Origin of the sequence: Curtobacterium sp. UNCCL17 (assembly GCF_000686685.1) — a bacterium.
GTDB classification, from domain to species: Bacteria; Actinomycetota; Actinomycetes; order Actinomycetales; family Microbacteriaceae; genus Curtobacterium; species Curtobacterium flaccumfaciens.
Genome location: NZ_JMLI01000021.1, coordinates 119,287 through 134,299 on the forward strand (window position 1 = coordinate 119,287; position 15,013 = coordinate 134,299).

Annotated in this window: 13 protein-coding genes and 1 tRNA gene; 9 read left to right on the plus strand and 5 right to left on the minus strand. The window is 70.3% G+C overall.

Annotation, left to right across the window (positions count from 1 at the left end):
• Positions 1-589 precede the first annotated feature (589 nt).
• The 3 genes from mmsA (at position 590) to BR70_RS0103420 (ending at position 4,568) form a co-directional block, all read left to right on the plus strand.
• A complete protein-coding gene (mmsA, locus tag BR70_RS0103410) occupies positions 590-2,113 on the plus strand; it encodes a multiple monosaccharide ABC transporter ATP-binding protein (RefSeq protein WP_051596601.1) in 1,524 nt (507 codons plus the stop codon).
• Entirely contained in the window at positions 2,110-3,402 is a 1,293-nt protein-coding gene (gene mmsB, locus BR70_RS19315; RefSeq protein WP_035807945.1) for a multiple monosaccharide ABC transporter permease, read from the plus strand. Before mmsA ends, mmsB begins: the two co-directional genes overlap by 4 nt.
• A 62-nt stretch (positions 3,403-3,464) precedes the next feature.
• Positions 3,465-4,568 (plus strand): substrate-binding domain-containing protein, encoded by a 1,104-nt coding sequence (locus tag BR70_RS0103420; RefSeq protein WP_027464932.1) that lies wholly within the window; start codon positions 3,465-3,467, stop codon positions 4,566-4,568.
• Positions 4,569-4,745: 177 nt separating this feature from the next.
• Here BR70_RS0103420 and BR70_RS0103425 read toward each other — a convergent pair whose 3' ends face one another.
• From BR70_RS0103425 to dcd, 3 genes are all read right to left on the minus strand, one after another.
• Positions 4,746-5,093 carry a HepT-like ribonuclease domain-containing protein gene (locus BR70_RS0103425; protein WP_027464933.1) on the minus strand — a complete coding sequence of 116 codons (348 nt, stop codon included), beginning with the start codon at positions 5,091-5,093 and terminating at the stop codon, positions 4,746-4,748.
• Positions 5,090-5,605 (minus strand): helix-turn-helix domain-containing protein, encoded by a 516-nt coding sequence (locus BR70_RS0103430; RefSeq protein WP_051596589.1) that lies wholly within the window; start codon positions 5,603-5,605, stop codon positions 5,090-5,092. Before BR70_RS0103430 ends, BR70_RS0103425 begins: the two co-directional genes overlap by 4 nt.
• Positions 5,606-5,697: 92 nt before the next feature.
• A complete protein-coding gene (gene dcd, locus BR70_RS0103435) occupies positions 5,698-6,285 on the minus strand; it encodes a dCTP deaminase (protein ID WP_027464935.1) in 588 nt (195 codons plus the stop codon).
• Positions 6,286-6,368: 83 nt separating this feature from the next.
• Between dcd and BR70_RS19320 the strand changes: the two genes are divergently transcribed.
• Together BR70_RS19320 and BR70_RS0103445 are read left to right on the plus strand one after the other, a co-directional pair.
• Positions 6,369-7,460: a GNAT family N-acetyltransferase gene (locus BR70_RS19320; RefSeq protein WP_051596590.1), complete on the plus strand. Its 1,092-nt coding sequence runs from the start codon at positions 6,369-6,371 to the stop codon at positions 7,458-7,460.
• Between the two features lie 52 nt (positions 7,461-7,512).
• Positions 7,513-9,558 carry a bifunctional copper resistance protein CopD/cytochrome c oxidase assembly protein gene (locus BR70_RS0103445; RefSeq protein WP_027464936.1) on the plus strand — a complete coding sequence of 682 codons (2,046 nt, stop codon included), beginning with the start codon at positions 7,513-7,515 and terminating at the stop codon, positions 9,556-9,558.
• Positions 9,559-9,594: 36 nt separating this feature from the next.
• Here the strand turns inward: BR70_RS0103445 and BR70_RS0103450 are convergent, their stop codons facing one another.
• Together BR70_RS0103450 and BR70_RS0103455 are read right to left on the minus strand one after the other, a co-directional pair.
• The gene (locus BR70_RS0103450; protein ID WP_027464937.1) at positions 9,595-9,942 is read right to left on the minus strand and encodes a hypothetical protein; all 348 of its coding nucleotides are present in this window, start codon (positions 9,940-9,942) and stop codon (positions 9,595-9,597) included.
• A complete protein-coding gene (locus BR70_RS0103455) occupies positions 9,932-11,041 on the minus strand; it encodes a DUF6177 family protein (RefSeq protein ID WP_027464938.1) in 1,110 nt (369 codons plus the stop codon). Before BR70_RS0103455 ends, BR70_RS0103450 begins: the two co-directional genes overlap by 11 nt.
• 195 nt (positions 11,042-11,236) lie before the next feature.
• Here BR70_RS0103455 and BR70_RS0103460 point away from each other — a divergent pair.
• The 4 genes from BR70_RS0103460 to BR70_RS0103475 all read left to right on the plus strand — a co-directional run bounded on the left by BR70_RS0103460 (position 11,237) and on the right by BR70_RS0103475 (position 14,958).
• Positions 11,237-11,307 (plus strand) — tRNA-Gly (locus BR70_RS0103460).
• Between the two features lie 22 nt (positions 11,308-11,329).
• Entirely contained in the window at positions 11,330-12,466 is a 1,137-nt protein-coding gene (locus tag BR70_RS0103465; RefSeq protein WP_051596602.1) for an FAD-dependent oxidoreductase, read from the plus strand.
• Between the two features lie 226 nt (positions 12,467-12,692).
• Entirely contained in the window at positions 12,693-13,739 is a 1,047-nt protein-coding gene (locus BR70_RS0103470) for a glycerate kinase (RefSeq protein WP_027464940.1), read from the plus strand.
• Positions 13,740-13,911: 172 nt separating this feature from the next.
• Positions 13,912-14,958 (plus strand): NAD(P)-dependent alcohol dehydrogenase, encoded by a 1,047-nt coding sequence (locus tag BR70_RS0103475; RefSeq protein ID WP_027464941.1) that lies wholly within the window; start codon positions 13,912-13,914, stop codon positions 14,956-14,958.
• Positions 14,959-15,013: the final 55 nt, after the last annotated feature.

Consider the following 15,013-nt stretch of genomic DNA (forward strand, 5'->3'; position numbering starts at 1 on the left):
CGCAGTACCTGCCAGGAACGGGCATACCTGCCACGAACGGGCATCCCTGCCGAAAACTTCCAACCAGGTACGCCCGGAACCACCGGGTACGCCCGGAAGCACCAGCCACGCCCGGAACCGCACGGCCGCGGCGCACCGGCGAGCGCGGCTCCGAGCGCGGCTCCGAACGCGACCACGAAGCGGACGGGAGGCCCGTGGCCGGCCCGCCACGGGCCTCCCGTCCGCGCATGCGGATCCACGCAACGAAACGCCCGTTTCCGGGGCCCCTGGCCCCAACCCGGGGGACGTTCCCTCCGGATCACGCACGCCGTTACGAAAACGCGACCAATCCGAATTGACAGCCGCACCGAGGCTGTGCGTAAATTGCCTCCGTCCAGCCGATGTGACCGTTCACATGAGCGTCACACCGAGCCGGATCCGGACGCGACAACGAAGTCCTCACAGGCCCCCTGTGCTTTCGCTGCCGCAGCAGAACCACCCGAACACACTGCCGCACCGAAGCGGCAGAAGGAGATGCACTGTGGCGTCAACCCCGATCGACACCGGCCTCGAGACCCGGTCGATCACCGCACCCGAGACGATCCTCGAGATGCGCTCGATCACCAAGGAGTTCCCTGGTGTGAAGGCGCTGGCCGACGTCTCCCTCAGCGTCCGTGCCGGCGAGATCCACGCGATCTGCGGCGAGAACGGCGCCGGCAAGTCGACCCTGATGAAGGTCCTGTCGGGCGTCTACCCGTACGGCACCTACAGCGGCGAGATCGTCTACGAGGGCGAAGAAGTCCGCTTCTCGAACATCAAGCAGTCCGAGCAGGCCGGCATCGTCATCATCCACCAGGAGCTGGCGCTCATCCCGGAGCTCTCGATCACCGAGAACCTGTTCCTGGGCAACGAGCCGAGCCGCGGTGGCGTCATCAACTGGACCGCCGCGCAGCTGCGTGCGCAGGACCTGCTCGCCCGCGTCGGCCTGGCCGACGACCCGGACACGCAGATCAAGAACCTCGGTGTCGGCAAGCAGCAGCTCGTCGAGATCGCGAAGGCCCTGCACAAGGACGTCAAGCTCCTGATCCTCGACGAGCCGACCGCCGCGCTCAACGAGAACGACTCGCAGCACCTGCTCGACCTGATCGTCGGGCTGAAGGCCAAGGGCATCGCGAGCATCATCATCAGCCACAAGCTCAACGAGATCGAGCAGATCGCCGACGAGATCACGATCATCCGCGACGGCAAGGCCATCGAGACGCTCAACGTCAAGGCGGACGGCGTCAACGAGGACCGCATCATCCGCGGCATGGTGGGCCGCTCGCTCGAGTCGCGCTTCCCGGACCGCACCCCGAAGATCGGCGAGACCTTCTTCGAGGTCCGCAACTGGACCGTGCAGCACCCGCTCGACTCGTCGCGTCTGGTCTGCAAGGCCTCGAACTTCCACGTCCGCCGCGGTGAGATCGTCGGCTTCGCCGGCCTGATGGGCGCCGGACGCACCGAGCTCGCGATGAGCCTGTTCGGTCGCTCGTACGGCACCTGGCTCGACGGCCAGATCATCAAGGACGGCCGCGAGATCAAGGTCACGAACGTCCAGCAGGCGATCGAGAACGGCCTCGGCTACGTCTCCGAGGACCGCAAGGCGCTCGGCCTGAACCTGCTCGACACCGTGAAGCGCTCGACGGTCGCCGCCGACCTGCGGAAGATCTCGAAGGCCGGTGTCGTCGACTCGCTCGAGGAGTACTCGGTCGCCGAGAAGTACCGCAAGATGCTCCGCACGAAGGTGCCGAGCGTCGAGGACAACGTCGGCAAGCTGTCCGGTGGCAACCAGCAGAAGGTCGTCCTGTCCAAGTGGATGTTCACGGACCCGGACATCCTGATCCTCGACGAGCCCACCCGCGGCATCGACGTGGGTGCCAAGTTCGAGATCTACGGGATCATCCAGCAGCTCGCCGCCGAGGGGAAGGGCATCATCCTCATCTCGTCCGAGCTCCCAGAACTCCTCGGTCTCTCCGACCGGATCTACACCATCTTCGAGGGCCAGATCACCGCTGACCTCCCGGCCGACCAGGCCGATCCCGAATCGCTCATGCGCAGCATGACCTCCGCGCGGAAGGGCGCCACCGCCTCATGAACAACCTGAAACTGCTCTTCGGCAAGGGCAACAGCATCGGCCAGTACGGCATGATCATCGCGCTCATCGTGCTGCTGATCTTCTTCTCGATCACGACGAACGGGCTCATCCTCGAGCCGACCAACGTCATCAACCTGTTCCTGCAGTACTCCTACATCCTGATCCTGGCGCTCGGCATGGTCATGGTCATCATCGCGGGGCACATCGACCTGTCGGTGGGGTCGGTCGCAGCGGTCGTCGGCATCGTCGTGGCGCAGTCCATGGCCGTGTGGGACTTCCCGGTGTGGGCCGCCATCATCCTGGGTCTCGCGTGCGGTGCCCTGATCGGTGCGTGGCAGGGCTTCTGGGTCGCGTTCGTGAAGGTCCCGGCCTTCATCGTGACGCTGGCCGGTCAGCTCATCTTCCGTGGTGTGAACCAGATCATCGGCAACTCGACGTCGGTCCCCGTCCCGGACGCCTTCACCCCGATCGGCGCCGGCTTCCTCGGTGACTTCGGCCCCGACTTCGGCTTCAGCAACGGCACGCTGCTCATCGGCCTCGTCACGATCCTCGCGCTCATCATCATCGAGGCCCGTGGCCGTGCCCGCCGTCGGAAGATGCAGGCCGAGGTCCCGCCGCTGTGGGTCTCGATCGTCCGCACCGGCATCCTGGTCGCCGTCACGCTCGTCGCCACGTACCTGTTCGGCGCCGGTCCGGTCGGCACCTCGGTCCCGATCGTCGCGATCATCCTCGGTGTCCTGACCATCGTCTACGGCTTCGTCACGAAGAACACGATCTTCGGTCGCCAGGTCTACGCCGTGGGTGGCAACGCGAACGCAGCCGTCCTGTCCGGCGTCTCGGCGCGGCGGGTCAACTTCTTCGTCATGATGAACATGTCGGTCCTCGCCGCGATCGCCGGCATGGTGTTCGTCGCCTACTCCGGCGCCTCGGGCCCCGCGGACGGCACCGGCTGGGAGCTCGACGCGATCGCCGCCGTGTTCGTCGGTGGAGCGGCGGTCGCCGGTGGTGTCGGCACGATCTCCGGCTCGATCATCGGTGGTCTCGTGATGGCGCTGCTGTCGAACGGTCTGCAGCTCATGGGCCTCGAGTCCAACCAGGTGCAGATCATCCGCGGCCTGGTCCTGCTCGTCGCCGTCGCCTTCGACGTCTACTCGAAGTCGCAGGGACGCCCGTCGCTGATCGGCGGCATGATGCGGCAGTTCCAGCGGAAGGACACCGAGCAGAACACGGTGGCCGCCCAGCAGCCGCGGTCCATCGAGGACCAGCCGGACAAGATCACCCTCCCCTAGTTCACCCCTCCCCACAGCGGGGCTCCGGCCCCACACCTCCTCAACGAAGAGAAAGCAATCACATGCGCAAGAAGATCGTCGCCGGCCTCAGCCTGGCGCTCATCGCGGGCCTCGCCCTCAGCGGCTGCTCGGCACGCGGCTCGTCCGACGACGCCGGCAGCACCAGCAGCATCAAGAAGGGCGACCTCATCGGCGTCGCCCTGCCGGCCAAGACCTCGCAGAACTGGGTCCTCGCGGGTGCCGCGTTCAAGAAGTCGATCGAGGACGCCGGCTTCAAGGCCGACATCCAGTACGCCAACGCCGGCAACCCGGTCCCCGACCAGCAGTCGCAGATCTCGGGCATGATCACCAAGGGCGCCAAGGCCGTCATCATCGGTGCCGCAGACGGTTCGCAGCTGACCGCGCAGGTCAAGTCCGCCAAGGACCGTGGCGCCGTCGTCATCGCCTGGGACCGCAACATCCTGAACACGAAGAACGTCGACTACTACGTGGCGTTCAACAACTTCAAGGTCGGCCAGCTCCAGGCCGAGGCGCTGCTCAAGGGCCTCGAGGAGAAGAAGGGCGACAAGCCGTACAACGTCGAGCTCTTCGCCGGTTCGCCGGACGACGCCAACGCGACCGTGTTCTTCAACGGTGCGATGGACGTCCTGCAGCCGAAGATCGACGACGGCACGATCAAGGTCGTCTCCGGTCAGACCACGTTCCAGAAGGTCGTCACGCAGGGCTGGCTCGCGCAGAAGGCCCAGTCGCGCATGACCGACCTGCTCTCGCAGTACTACACGGGTGACACCGAGCTCGACGGCGTCCTGTCGCCGAACGACACCCTCGCCCGTGCGATCCTCACCGCGACCAAGGCCGCCGGCAAGGACAACCCCGTCGTGACGGGCCAGGACTCGGAGACCGCGTCCATCCCGCTCATCATGCAGGGCACGCAGTACTCGACGATCTTCAAGGACACGTCGAAGGAGGCCCAGGCGGCCGTCGACCTCGTCTCCACGCTGTCGAAGGGCGACAAGCCCGACACGAAGATGGACAAGACGAACAACTACAACGGCAAGAAGACGGTCCCCGCGATCGAGCTCACGCCGGTCCTGGTCACCAAGGACAACGCCGTCGAGGCCTACAAGGGCAACGACACCCTCGAGGAGCTCGCCAAGAAGGGCTGATCTCCCCAGCACCACGGACGGCCCCGTCTCGCCTCGGCGAGACGGGGCCGTCCTGCGTCGTCCTGCGGCCGGCCACACGGCGGACGGGAGGCTCGGTGCACGTCGTGATCCGTGCCTCCAGTCCGGCATGTGGTCCGCCCAGGGCACGTGGCCGCGCCCGGTCCGTGCCCGCGTCCGTCAGGGGTGGGCAGCGCGCAACCGGCGCGCGGCGTCGGCGAGGTGCGGGACGTCGGTGCGGGCGGTGCCGAACACCAGCGCACGCGTCGTGTCGAAGTACCGCCGGGTCAGCCGCTCCCCCAGGTCGGACACCCGCGACCACGGGATGCCGGGCTCGCTCGCGGTGACCCCGACCGGGAGCACCCGCACGGCCTCACCGATCTCGACCAGGCGCATCCGGACCGCGTCGTGCACCAGGTCCTCGGGCAGCCGCTCGTCGTCGACGTAGCGCCGGATCGCCTCGCAGGCCCGGATGACGTCGTCGAGGCGGTCGCCGACGGCACGGCGGACGCCCGGCTCGGCGCTCACAGCGGCACCGCGGTCCGGACGACCGCGGGGCGCATGCCCGCGGCGTCGACCACGTCGACGCGGACGCCGAGCAACCGCTCGGCGGCGTCCTGGATCCGCATGAGCGCGAAGATCCCGAGCCCCGCGTCGACGTCGACCATCAGGTCCACGTCGCTGTCCGGGCCGTCCTCACCCCGGGCGACGCTGCCGAAGATCCGTGGGTTCCGCCCGCCGAACCGCTGCACGATGTCGACGAGGTCCTGCCGGGCGGCGACCACCCGTTCGAGGAGCGGCTGGGGTTCCTCGACCGGCTGCAGGTCGATCGTCGTCGTGAAGCCCGCCGCCCGGAGCATCCGCTGCAGGGCGGCGAGCGACGGTTCCCGCCGACCGTTCTCGTAGGTGCTGATGACGCTCTGGGTGACGCCGGCGCGCTGGGCGAGCTGGACCTGGGTCAGTTCGGCGCGTTCACGGGCGTCGCGGATGAGCACCGCGGCCGACAGTGGCGGGGCGGACCGTGGGGGGACAGCGGACATGCTGCAACGATACACAGCATGCGACATTTCGTCTGCTGGTGGAACCGACGGGTCTGTGCAGGCCCGGACGGAACGGGACGGTCCGGCGCTCGTCAGCGCGGGTCGGAGACGTCCGCCCGGTGGAAGTTCTGCGCCGAGCGGGACGCGGTCGGGCCACGCTGACCCTGGTAGCGGGACTGGTACTCGGCGGAACCGTAGGGCTTCTCGGCCGGGCTCGACAGCTGGAAGAAGCAGAGCTGCCCGATCTTCATCCCCGGCCACAGCTTGATCGGCAGCGTCGCCACGTTCGACAGCTCGAGCGTCACGTGCCCGGAGAACCCGGGGTCGATGAAGCCCGCGGTCGAGTGGGTCAGGAGGCCGAGGCGACCGAGCGAGCTCTTGCCCTCGAGCCGCGCCGCGATGTCGTCGGGCAGCGTCACGACCTCGAACGTGGAGCCGAGGACGAACTCACCCGGGTGCAGCACGAACGCCTCGTCCGGGTCGGTCTCGACCAGGCGGGTCAGGTCGGGCTGGTCCACCGCAGGGTCGATGTGCGGGTACTTGTGGTTGTCGAACAGCCGGAAGAACTTGTCGAGCCGGACGTCGATGCTCGACGGCTGCACGAGCGAGGCGTCGTACGGGTCGAGGCCGATCCGGCCTTCGGCGAGCTGGGCGGTGATGTCGCGGTCGGAGAGCAGCACGGAGGAAGCCTAGCGGCAGCGGGCGTCGCGCCGGTATGCTGCCAGGCTGCCCACCACCCGGGCGGGCGGCGTTCGGAGCAGTGATGACCACGTACACCGTCGACGAGATCACGGTGCCCGCCACCATGGACGACGACCCGGCCGTCGTCTCGGTGTTCCGCGAGTGGGTCGACGTGCAGAACCGGGCCGAGGTCGCGACCACGCACCTGCCCGAGCTGCTCTGGACCCCCGAGGAACAGCTGCCGTACCTGCTCGACCCGGACGCACCCAGCCGACTGTTCCTGGTCCGCGACGACGAGGGGACCGCGGTCGGAGCCGGCTCGTACGACTCGAAGGTGGACCCTGCCGCCCCGAACTGCTGGATCGCGGTCAGCGTGGCACCCGAACACCGACGTCGCGGCGTGGGCACGCTCCTGGCCGAACACCTGGAGGACGTCGCTCGCGGTCAGGGACGCACGCAGTGGAAGACCTACGCGGTCTCACGACAGGTCGGGCAGGCATCCGGCCCCGGGTACCGACAGGCCCCCACCGGGTTCGGGGCCGTCCCGGAGGACGAGGCAGCGGTCCGGTTCCTGACCCGTCGAGGCTGGCGGCTCGGGCAGGTCAACCGGATCAGCCGTCTCGCACTCCCGGCTGCCGAGGCCGCGGTGGCCGAAGTCCGTGCGGCTGCGACCGTCGCGTCGGGTGACCACCACCGCGTGCACACCTGGACGGGTCCGACACCCGATCGGTGGCAGTCGGACCTCGCGCTCCTGCTGACCCGGATGAGCACCGACGCCCCGTCGGGCGACATGACCGAGCCCGAGGACGCCTGGACGGTCGAGCGGCTCCGGACACACGAGCAGCACCTCGAGGACGGACCCCGCACGATGCGCACGGTCGTGGTCGAGGACACCTCGACCGGGTCGCTCGTCGGGTTCACCCAGCTCGCCGTCCCCGGTCCCCTCGCGCAGCCGGTCATGCAGGGCGACACCCTCGTCGTCCGTGAGCACCGTGGGCAGCGGCTGGGATGGCTCCTGAAGGCGGTCGGGATCGAGGCCGTCGAGCGGGAGCATCCGGGGCACCCCTCGATCATCACGTTCAACGCGGAGGAGAACCGCCACATGCTCGACGTGAACGAGGCCGTCGGGTTCGTCGGCGTCGGCTGCGAGGGCATCTGGGAACGGCGGGTCTGAGCGCGCATCCGAGGGGCCGGTTGCCAGCCGGCACGCCTACCATTGGACGGTCATGACCGTCACGTCACCCGAAACCCAGCCCACCGGGTCAGCGCCGGACGCCGCCCCCACCACCGGGCGCTCGTCCACCGTCGCGACGGTCCTCGTGATCGCGATCCCGCTCGCCGTCGCGTGCTCGATCCTCGGGCTGACGATCACCGGTGCCTTCAGCGCGGGTCAGCAGCTGGTGTCCGCCGGAGACGTCGTCGAGTACGGCCTGCCGATCGCCCGCGTCGTGCACGACACGATGGCGGCGCTGACCATCGGGCTCCTCATCGTCGCCGCGTTCGCGCTGCCCGCGCAGAAGAAGGACCACGGCGCTCTGTCGAGCGTGCAGCACCGGGCCACCCGGTGGGCCGCGGCGACCGGCGCCGTCTGGTTCCTGGCCGCCGCGGTGAGCATCGTCCTGACCGGCGCGAACACCCTCGGTGTCCCGCTCACCAGCCCGGTGTTCGCCCGCAACTTCATGCTCTTCGCGTTCCAGGTCGAGATCGGCCAGGCACTCGTGGTGTCCGCTGCCGCGATCCTGGTCGCCACGGTGGTCGCCGCCTTCGCCACCCGGGTGACGACCCTGGCGTTCGCCACCGTGATCGGCCTGTTCGCCCTGCTCCCCCTGGCCCTGTCCGGCCACGCCGCCGGGTCGCTCGAGCACGCGAACGCGGTGAACTCGCTCGCGATCCACCTGGTCGGGGTGTGCGTGTGGGCCGGCGGCCTGGTCGCCGTGGTCCTGCTCCGCACCCGCACCAAGGGCGCGACCGGACGCGTGATCGCCCGGTACTCGACGCTCGCCGGCTGGTCGTTCGGGGCCGTGGCGTTCTCCGGCATCGTCAACGCGTCGCTGCGTCTGACCGGCCCGCTCGACCTCGTCACGACGACGTACGGCTGGCTCATCACCGTCAAGGCGCTCATCCTCGTACTGCTCGGTGTCGCGGGCATCGTGCAGCGCCGGAAGCTCGTGCCCGGGCTCCTCCGCGCGCCGCTCGACCGCCGCCTGTTCACCCGGTTCGCGCTGGCCGAGATCGTGTTCATGGCCGTGGCGATCGGCGTCTCGGTCGCCGTGTCCCGCTCACAGCCGCCGATCCCGCAGACCCCCGCGACGGGCGAGGACACCCGCTCCGGCCTGATCGGGTTCCCGTTCCCGCCGGCACAGACCACGCAGACCTACCTGACCCAGTGGCACATCGACTGGGTGTGGCTCGGCCTGGCCGTCGTCGGGGCCGTCTGGTACCTGCTGGCGGTGCGCAAGCTCCGGAAGCGCGGCGACGCCTGGCCCGTCGGTCGCACCATCGCCTGGCTGATCGGCTGCGCCCTGTTCATCTGGACCACCTCGGCCGGCCCCGCCGTCTACGGCATGATCCACTTCTCGTCGCACATGCTCCAGCACATGCTGCTGATGATGTTCGTCCCGCTGCCGCTCGTGCTCGGTGGCCCGGTGCTGCTCGCACTCCGCACCCTGCCGGTCCGGAACGACGGCTCACGCGGCGCCCGCGAGTGGCTCATGCTCTTCGTGCACTCACGCTGGATGCAGTTCCTCGGCAAGCCAGCCGTCGCGGGCATCATCTTCGCCGGGTCCCTCGTGGTGTTCTACTTCACGCCGGCGTACCAGGCCGCGATGCAGTCGCACGAGTGGCACGTCGCGATGATCATCCACTTCGTCCTGAGCGGCTACCTGTTCTTCTGGGTCTTCGTCGGCGTCGACCCGGGCCCACAGCGCCCGCCGTACCCGATGCTCATCATCACCCTGCTGGCCACCCTGGCGTTCCACGCGTTCTTCGGCGTCGCGGTCATGACGTCGCAGTCGGTGTTCGCGGTGGACTGGTTCCACGCGCTGGGCCAGACGAACGACGCCGCGCTGCTCGACGACCAGCACACCGGCGGCGGCATCGCCTGGGGTGCGTCGGAGCTCCCGATGGTGTTCGTGGCCCTGCTCGTCGTCCGGAACTGGATGCGCTCGGACAAGCGCGACGCGAAGCGCCTGGACCGCAAGGCCGACCGCGACGGCGACGCCGACCTCAAGGCCTACAACGAGCGCCTGGCCGCGATGAGCAAGCGGGACTGACCCGCGGTACCGGCCACACGGCAGGAACGACCCCGGTCAGTCCCCGTGGACGATGCAGACCGCGTCGAGGTCCATCGCGGCTTCGAGGGCGGCCGAGATCCCCGATTCCCCGTCGGGACCCGCGGGGGTCACGGTGTCGACCCACCACAGCGGCGTCGCCAGGGTCGGGGCGTCCGGCAGGATCCGCTCGACCTCGTCGAAGGAGTCCACCCGGCGCACGCCGAGCACGGTGATCACCGGGTGCGTGGCGTCACGGCAGACCTGCATCATCGGGCCGTCGTCGAGCGCCCGGACGCCCCAGGTCTCGTCGTGCAGCAGGAGCGCCTCCGCCACCTCGCGCGTCTCGACGGGCTGACGGCAGAGGATGGTGACGTCACGCGGCACCGTGACCGCCCACCATCCGGTCGTCGCGGACGTGGCCGTCGAGCGTGCCCTCGTCGTGCGCGGGGTCGAGCGGTGCGCCACCGACCAGCTGCAGGAAGCGGTCCTCGTCGATGCGGTCGAGGAACGACTCGAGCGCTTCCCAGCCGTCCTCGAAGCGGACGATCATCCCACCGTCTTCGGTCGCGTCGGCATCCGGACGGGCGGCCGAGCCGGAGCCGGCTGCGAAGGTCGCGGTCGTGGTGCGCGGCGGCGGCCAGACGCCGTCGCGGTCCAGGAAGCCGGCGGCCTCGGGGCCCACGACGACGGCGAGCGGCGACGGCTCGCCGTGCGAGACGGCCCGCACCAGGTGGTCGGCATCGCCTCGGCGCTGCATGACCACGCCGAACACGGGGACGACCTGGTCGGCGACCCGCTGCACGGCGTCGCACATCCGGTTCGCCAGCCCCGGGTCGGTGTTCTCCTCGGGCACGGTGAGCACGGCGGACATCGTCTCGACGACGACCCCGCCGACCAGGTGCGCGGTCATCGTCGCGGAGAACCCCTCGCCGACGGCGTACGAGGTCGAGATCCCGGGTGCCTCGTGCTTCGCGTACTGCGTCACGACCCAGCGGTCCCACGGCACGGTGAGCGGTTCGGCGGTGCCCCACCGGGTCGGGCAGGTGCCGACGGTGTGGCACAACGCCTCGATCGCAGAGCCCATGTCGACCGCACGGCCGGGGTGGTGCCGGAGGGTCAGGTCGATGCTGATCTGGCGCACCGAGTCAGCCGAGACCGGGTGCTCGGGCGACGGCGTGCCCACGAGTTCGGGGCCGCGGTGCACGAAGTCCTCGATGTCCGATGCGGCGACGCCGGTCCGGCCGTCACGCAGTGTGCCGTCGAAGTCGGACACCGCCCACGCGGCGCCGTACGCGCCGAGCGCGTGCCGGAGAGCCGGGGTGATCGCCGCGGCCCGGCCGGTGCGGAGCACGACCGTCCGTCCGGCGTCCGCCGACCGGCGGAGCAGCGAGGCGAGCGCATCGGTCAGCCACACGACGGGCGAGGCGGACTCGACCACGATCGCCGAGCCGACCACGTCGTCGATGAGGGGATGCCTGACCATCCGGGTCCTCCTCGGTTCGGGGCTGGAACTCCCTGGACGGTACACACGGGGGCGACACCTGTCCGTCAGGCTCGCACCCTCACAGCGGAGACTCGGGAGGCGCGACACGCGCCGGCGAGACGGCGTACGGTGCGCGGTCGGCTGGCTTCCAGGCGAGAATCCGCTAGGCTTGCCGAGTCCCGTTCTGCGGGGCGCGCGAGTGTAGTTCAATGGTAGAACTCCAGCTTCCCAAGCTGGTAGCGCGGGTTCGATTCCCGTCACTCGCTCCGTCGGACGTACGCTCGCCGCATGTCCTCGTCTCCCGGTTCCCCCGAACACATCGCACCCGTGGTCGTCATCGGTGCCGGGGTCGTCGGCGCCGCGACCGCCTACGCCCTCACCGCCCGCGGCGAGCGCGTCCTGCTCGTGGAACAGCACGCCCGCGGCCACCACCTCGGTTCCTCGCACGGTGCGACCCGGATCTTCCGGCAGGGCTACGCCGACCCCGAGTACGTCGCCCTGACCACCCGGGCGCTCGAACTGTGGGGAGCGCTCGAGGACGCCGCCGGCGAGGAGCTCGTCGTCCGCACGGGGGCCGTCGACCACGGTCGGCCCGAGGTCGTCGACGCGATCGCCGCCGCCCTCGCCGACGCGGACATCCCACACGAGTCACTGACCCCGGACCAGGCGGCGGCGCGCTGGCCCGGCATCGCGTTCGAGGGGCACGTGCTGACCCATCCCTCCGCCGGGCGCATCCGCTCCGACCGGACGATCGAGGTGTTCCTGACGCTGGCCGAACGGACCGGTCTCGCCGACCTGCGGTTCGACACGCGGGTCACCGGGCTCGAGGACCACGGTGACGACGTCACCGTGACGCTGTCCGACGGCAGCGCGGTCCGAACCGCGTCCGTGGTGGCCGCGGTGGGCTCGTGGGCCCCCACGCTGGTCGGCGGGCTGCTCGCCGGACGCGGGGCGGGCCTCCCGGCCATCCGCGTCACCCAGGAGCAGCCGGCTCACTTCCCCAGCCACCTGCCGGACGCGGCCTGGCCGAGCTTCGTGCACTGGGCCGACGGCGACGACGTGTACGGGCTGCTGACGCCGGGCGAGGGCGTCAAGGTCGGGTTCCACGGCACCGGCCCCGTCGTCGACCCGGACCACCGGGACTTCGTGCCCGTGCGTGCCGAAGCCGAGCGGCTGCAGGCGTACGTCGCGCGGTACGTGCCGGGGGTCGACGCGACGAAGCCGACGTTCATCAGCTGCCTGTACGACAACTCCCCCGACGAGGACTTCGTCATCGACCGCGTCGGGCCGCTGACCGTGGCGACGGGGTTCTCCGGGCACGGCTTCAAGTTCGCGCCGCTGCTCGGCGAGATGCTCGCGGACCTCGCGACGGGCGGGGTGCCGCACCCGCGCTTCGCCCTGCCGGAGCCGGTGCCCGCGCCCTGAGGCCAGCGCTCGGTCGTTCGCGAGACGCCGGCGTCTTCGTTCGACGCCGCCATGGCGTCGAGACGCCGCCGGATCCGGAGGCGTCTCGAGGACAACGAGGCGTCCTGCGCACACGCCGGCGTCTCGCACACGCGCACACGCGCACACGCGCACACGCGCACACGCGCACACGACGGCGTCTCGCACGCACGCCGGCGTCTGGCGACCGGCCACTACGGTGGGAGCCGTGCGCATCATCGTGGCTCCGGACTCGTTCAAGGGCACCGCGACGGCGACGGCCGTCGCCGGGGCCGTCCGTACCGGTTGGCTGACCGAACGCCCCGACGACGACGTGGTGCTCGTCCCGATGGCCGACGGCGGCGAGGGCACGCTCGACGCCTTCGAGTCCGCGGTCCCCGGATCAGTCCGGGTCCCCGTCACCGTGACCGGACCGGCCGGCACGCCGGTCGACACCCACTGGCTGCGGCTGCCCGACGACCGCGCGGTGGTGGAGCTCGCGGCGACGAGCGGCCTCCCCCTGCTCGACGCACCGATGCCGGACACGGCGACGAGCCGCGGGTTCGGCGAGGCGATCGCCGCCGCGCTCGACGCCGGTGCGACGGGGCTCGTGCTCGGCATCGGGGGCAGCGCGTCGACCGACGGCGGGCGTCCGGTGCTCGAGGCGCTCGGACTCGACAGCGAAGGAGCCGGCACCGGCGGCCTCCGCGCGCTCCCCCCGCTCGGTGTCACCGTGCTCACCGACGTGACCTCTCCGCTGCTCGGTCCGACCGGTGCCGCCGCCGTCTTCGGCCCGCAGAAGGGCATCACGCCCGACCGTGTGGCGTCGTTCGACGACCGACTCGCCACCTGGGCCGCACGCTTCCCCGACGTCGACCCGGACACCCCGGGCGCCGGAGCCGCCGGCGGTGTCGGGTTCGGCCTGCTGATGTGGGGCGCCACGCTCGCCGGTGGGGCCGCGGCCGTCGCCGAGGTCCTCGGGCTGCCGGCGCTGCTCGACGGTGCCGATGTGGTGATCAGCGGCGAAGGGTGCTTCGACGGCCAGAGCGCCGTCGGGAAGGTGCCCTCGGTGGTCCGCGACCTGACCGCGGCGCACGCTCCCGGTGCCCGCTCGATGCTCGTCGCGGGCGCGATCGAGGCCCCGCTCGACGACTACGCGGCCGCCGCGTCGCTCACCGTGCTCGCGACGCAGACCACCGGCGAGCCCGACGACGCCCTCGCCGACCCGCTGCGCTTCGCCACGATCGCGGGGCAGAGGCTGGCCCGGCTCGCCTGAGCGAGCAGAACGACGCGAGCACCGCGGCGGCGCCGCGCCGCGCAGCCGCCGCGACGCGCCCGTCCGCGGGCACAGGGGTGTCCTGGTTGTACCTCCCACCCGGCCGCGGCTGCGCGCACACTGGTTCCGGGCCGGAACCGGCCCGCAACGCACCACCCCCACGAGGAGATCATTGCGCACCGTCAACGCGTACGCGGCACCGTCAGCGACCGAGCCGCTCGTCAAGACCACCATCACCCGTCGGGACGTCGGCCCGGACGACGTCGCGATCGACATCGCCTACGCCGGCATCTGCCACTCGGACATCCACACCGTCCGCGGTGAGTGGGGCCCCATCCAGTACCCGCAGGTCGTCGGCCACGAGATCGTCGGCCACGTCACCGAGGTCGGCGCGAACGTCACCAAGCACAAGGTCGGCGACCGCGTCGGCGTCGGCTGCATGGTGAACTCGTGCGGCGAGTGCGAGAACTGCGTCGCCGGCCAGGAGCAGTACTGCCTCAAGGGCAACATCGGCACCTACGCCAGCGTCGACCCGGCCGACGGCTCGATCACCCAGGGCGGCTACTCGCAGGCCGTCGTGGTGAACGAGGACTTCGTCCTCCGTGTCCCCGAGTCGCTCGACATCGAGAAGGTCGCGCCGCTGCTCTGCGCCGGCATCACCACCTACTCGCCGCTGCACCACTGGAAGGCCGGCCCCGGCACCAAGGTCGCCGTCGTCGGCATGGGCGGGCTCGGCCACATGGCCGTCAAGATCGCCGTCGCGCTCGGCGCCGAGGTCACCGTCCTGTCGCAGACCACCTCCAAGCAGGAGGACTCGCTCCGCTACGGCGCGAAGGCCCACTACGCGACGAAGGACCCGGAGACGTTCGAGAAGCTCGCGAACTCCTTCGAGCTGATCATCAACACCGTCTCGGCGAAGATCCCGATGGGCGCCTACCTCGGCCTGCTCAAGGTCGACGGCACGCTCGTCAACGTGGGCGCTCCGTCCGAGCCGCTCGAGGTGCCGGCCTTCGCGCTCATCCCGCGTCGGCTCAGCTGGGCGGGTTCCGCCATCGGCGGCATCCAGGAGACCCAGGAGATGCTCGACTTCTGCGCCGAGCACGGGATCCTCCCGGAGACCGAGCTCATCAGCGCCGACCAGATCAACGAGGCCTACGAGCGCGTGCTGTCCTCGGACGTCCGCTACCGCTTCGTGATCGACGCGGCCACGCTGGCCTAGTCGTCACCACCTGACAAACTGGAGGCCCGGTACCAGCTGGTACCGGGCCTCCAGT

Coding starts and splice junctions, on each gene's coding strand:
- BR70_RS0103445 (WP_027464936.1), top strand. CDS start 7,513: ATGACCGTCACGTCACCCGAAACCCAGCCCACCGGGTCAGCGCCGGAC.
- BR70_RS19320 (WP_051596590.1), top strand. CDS start 6,369: ATGACCACGTACACCGTCGACGAGATCACGGTGCCCGCCACCATGGAC.
- BR70_RS0103430 (WP_051596589.1), bottom strand. CDS start 5,605: ATGTCCGCTGTCCCCCCACGGTCCGCCCCGCCACTGTCGGCCGCGGTG.
- mmsA (WP_051596601.1), top strand. CDS start 590: ATGCGCTCGATCACCAAGGAGTTCCCTGGTGTGAAGGCGCTGGCCGAC.
- BR70_RS0103465 (WP_051596602.1), top strand. CDS start 11,330: ATGTCCTCGTCTCCCGGTTCCCCCGAACACATCGCACCCGTGGTCGTC.
- BR70_RS0103455 (WP_027464938.1), bottom strand. CDS start 11,041: ATGGTCAGGCATCCCCTCATCGACGACGTGGTCGGCTCGGCGATCGTG.
- mmsB (WP_035807945.1), top strand. CDS start 2,110: ATGAACAACCTGAAACTGCTCTTCGGCAAGGGCAACAGCATCGGCCAG.
- BR70_RS0103420 (WP_027464932.1), top strand. CDS start 3,465: ATGCGCAAGAAGATCGTCGCCGGCCTCAGCCTGGCGCTCATCGCGGGC.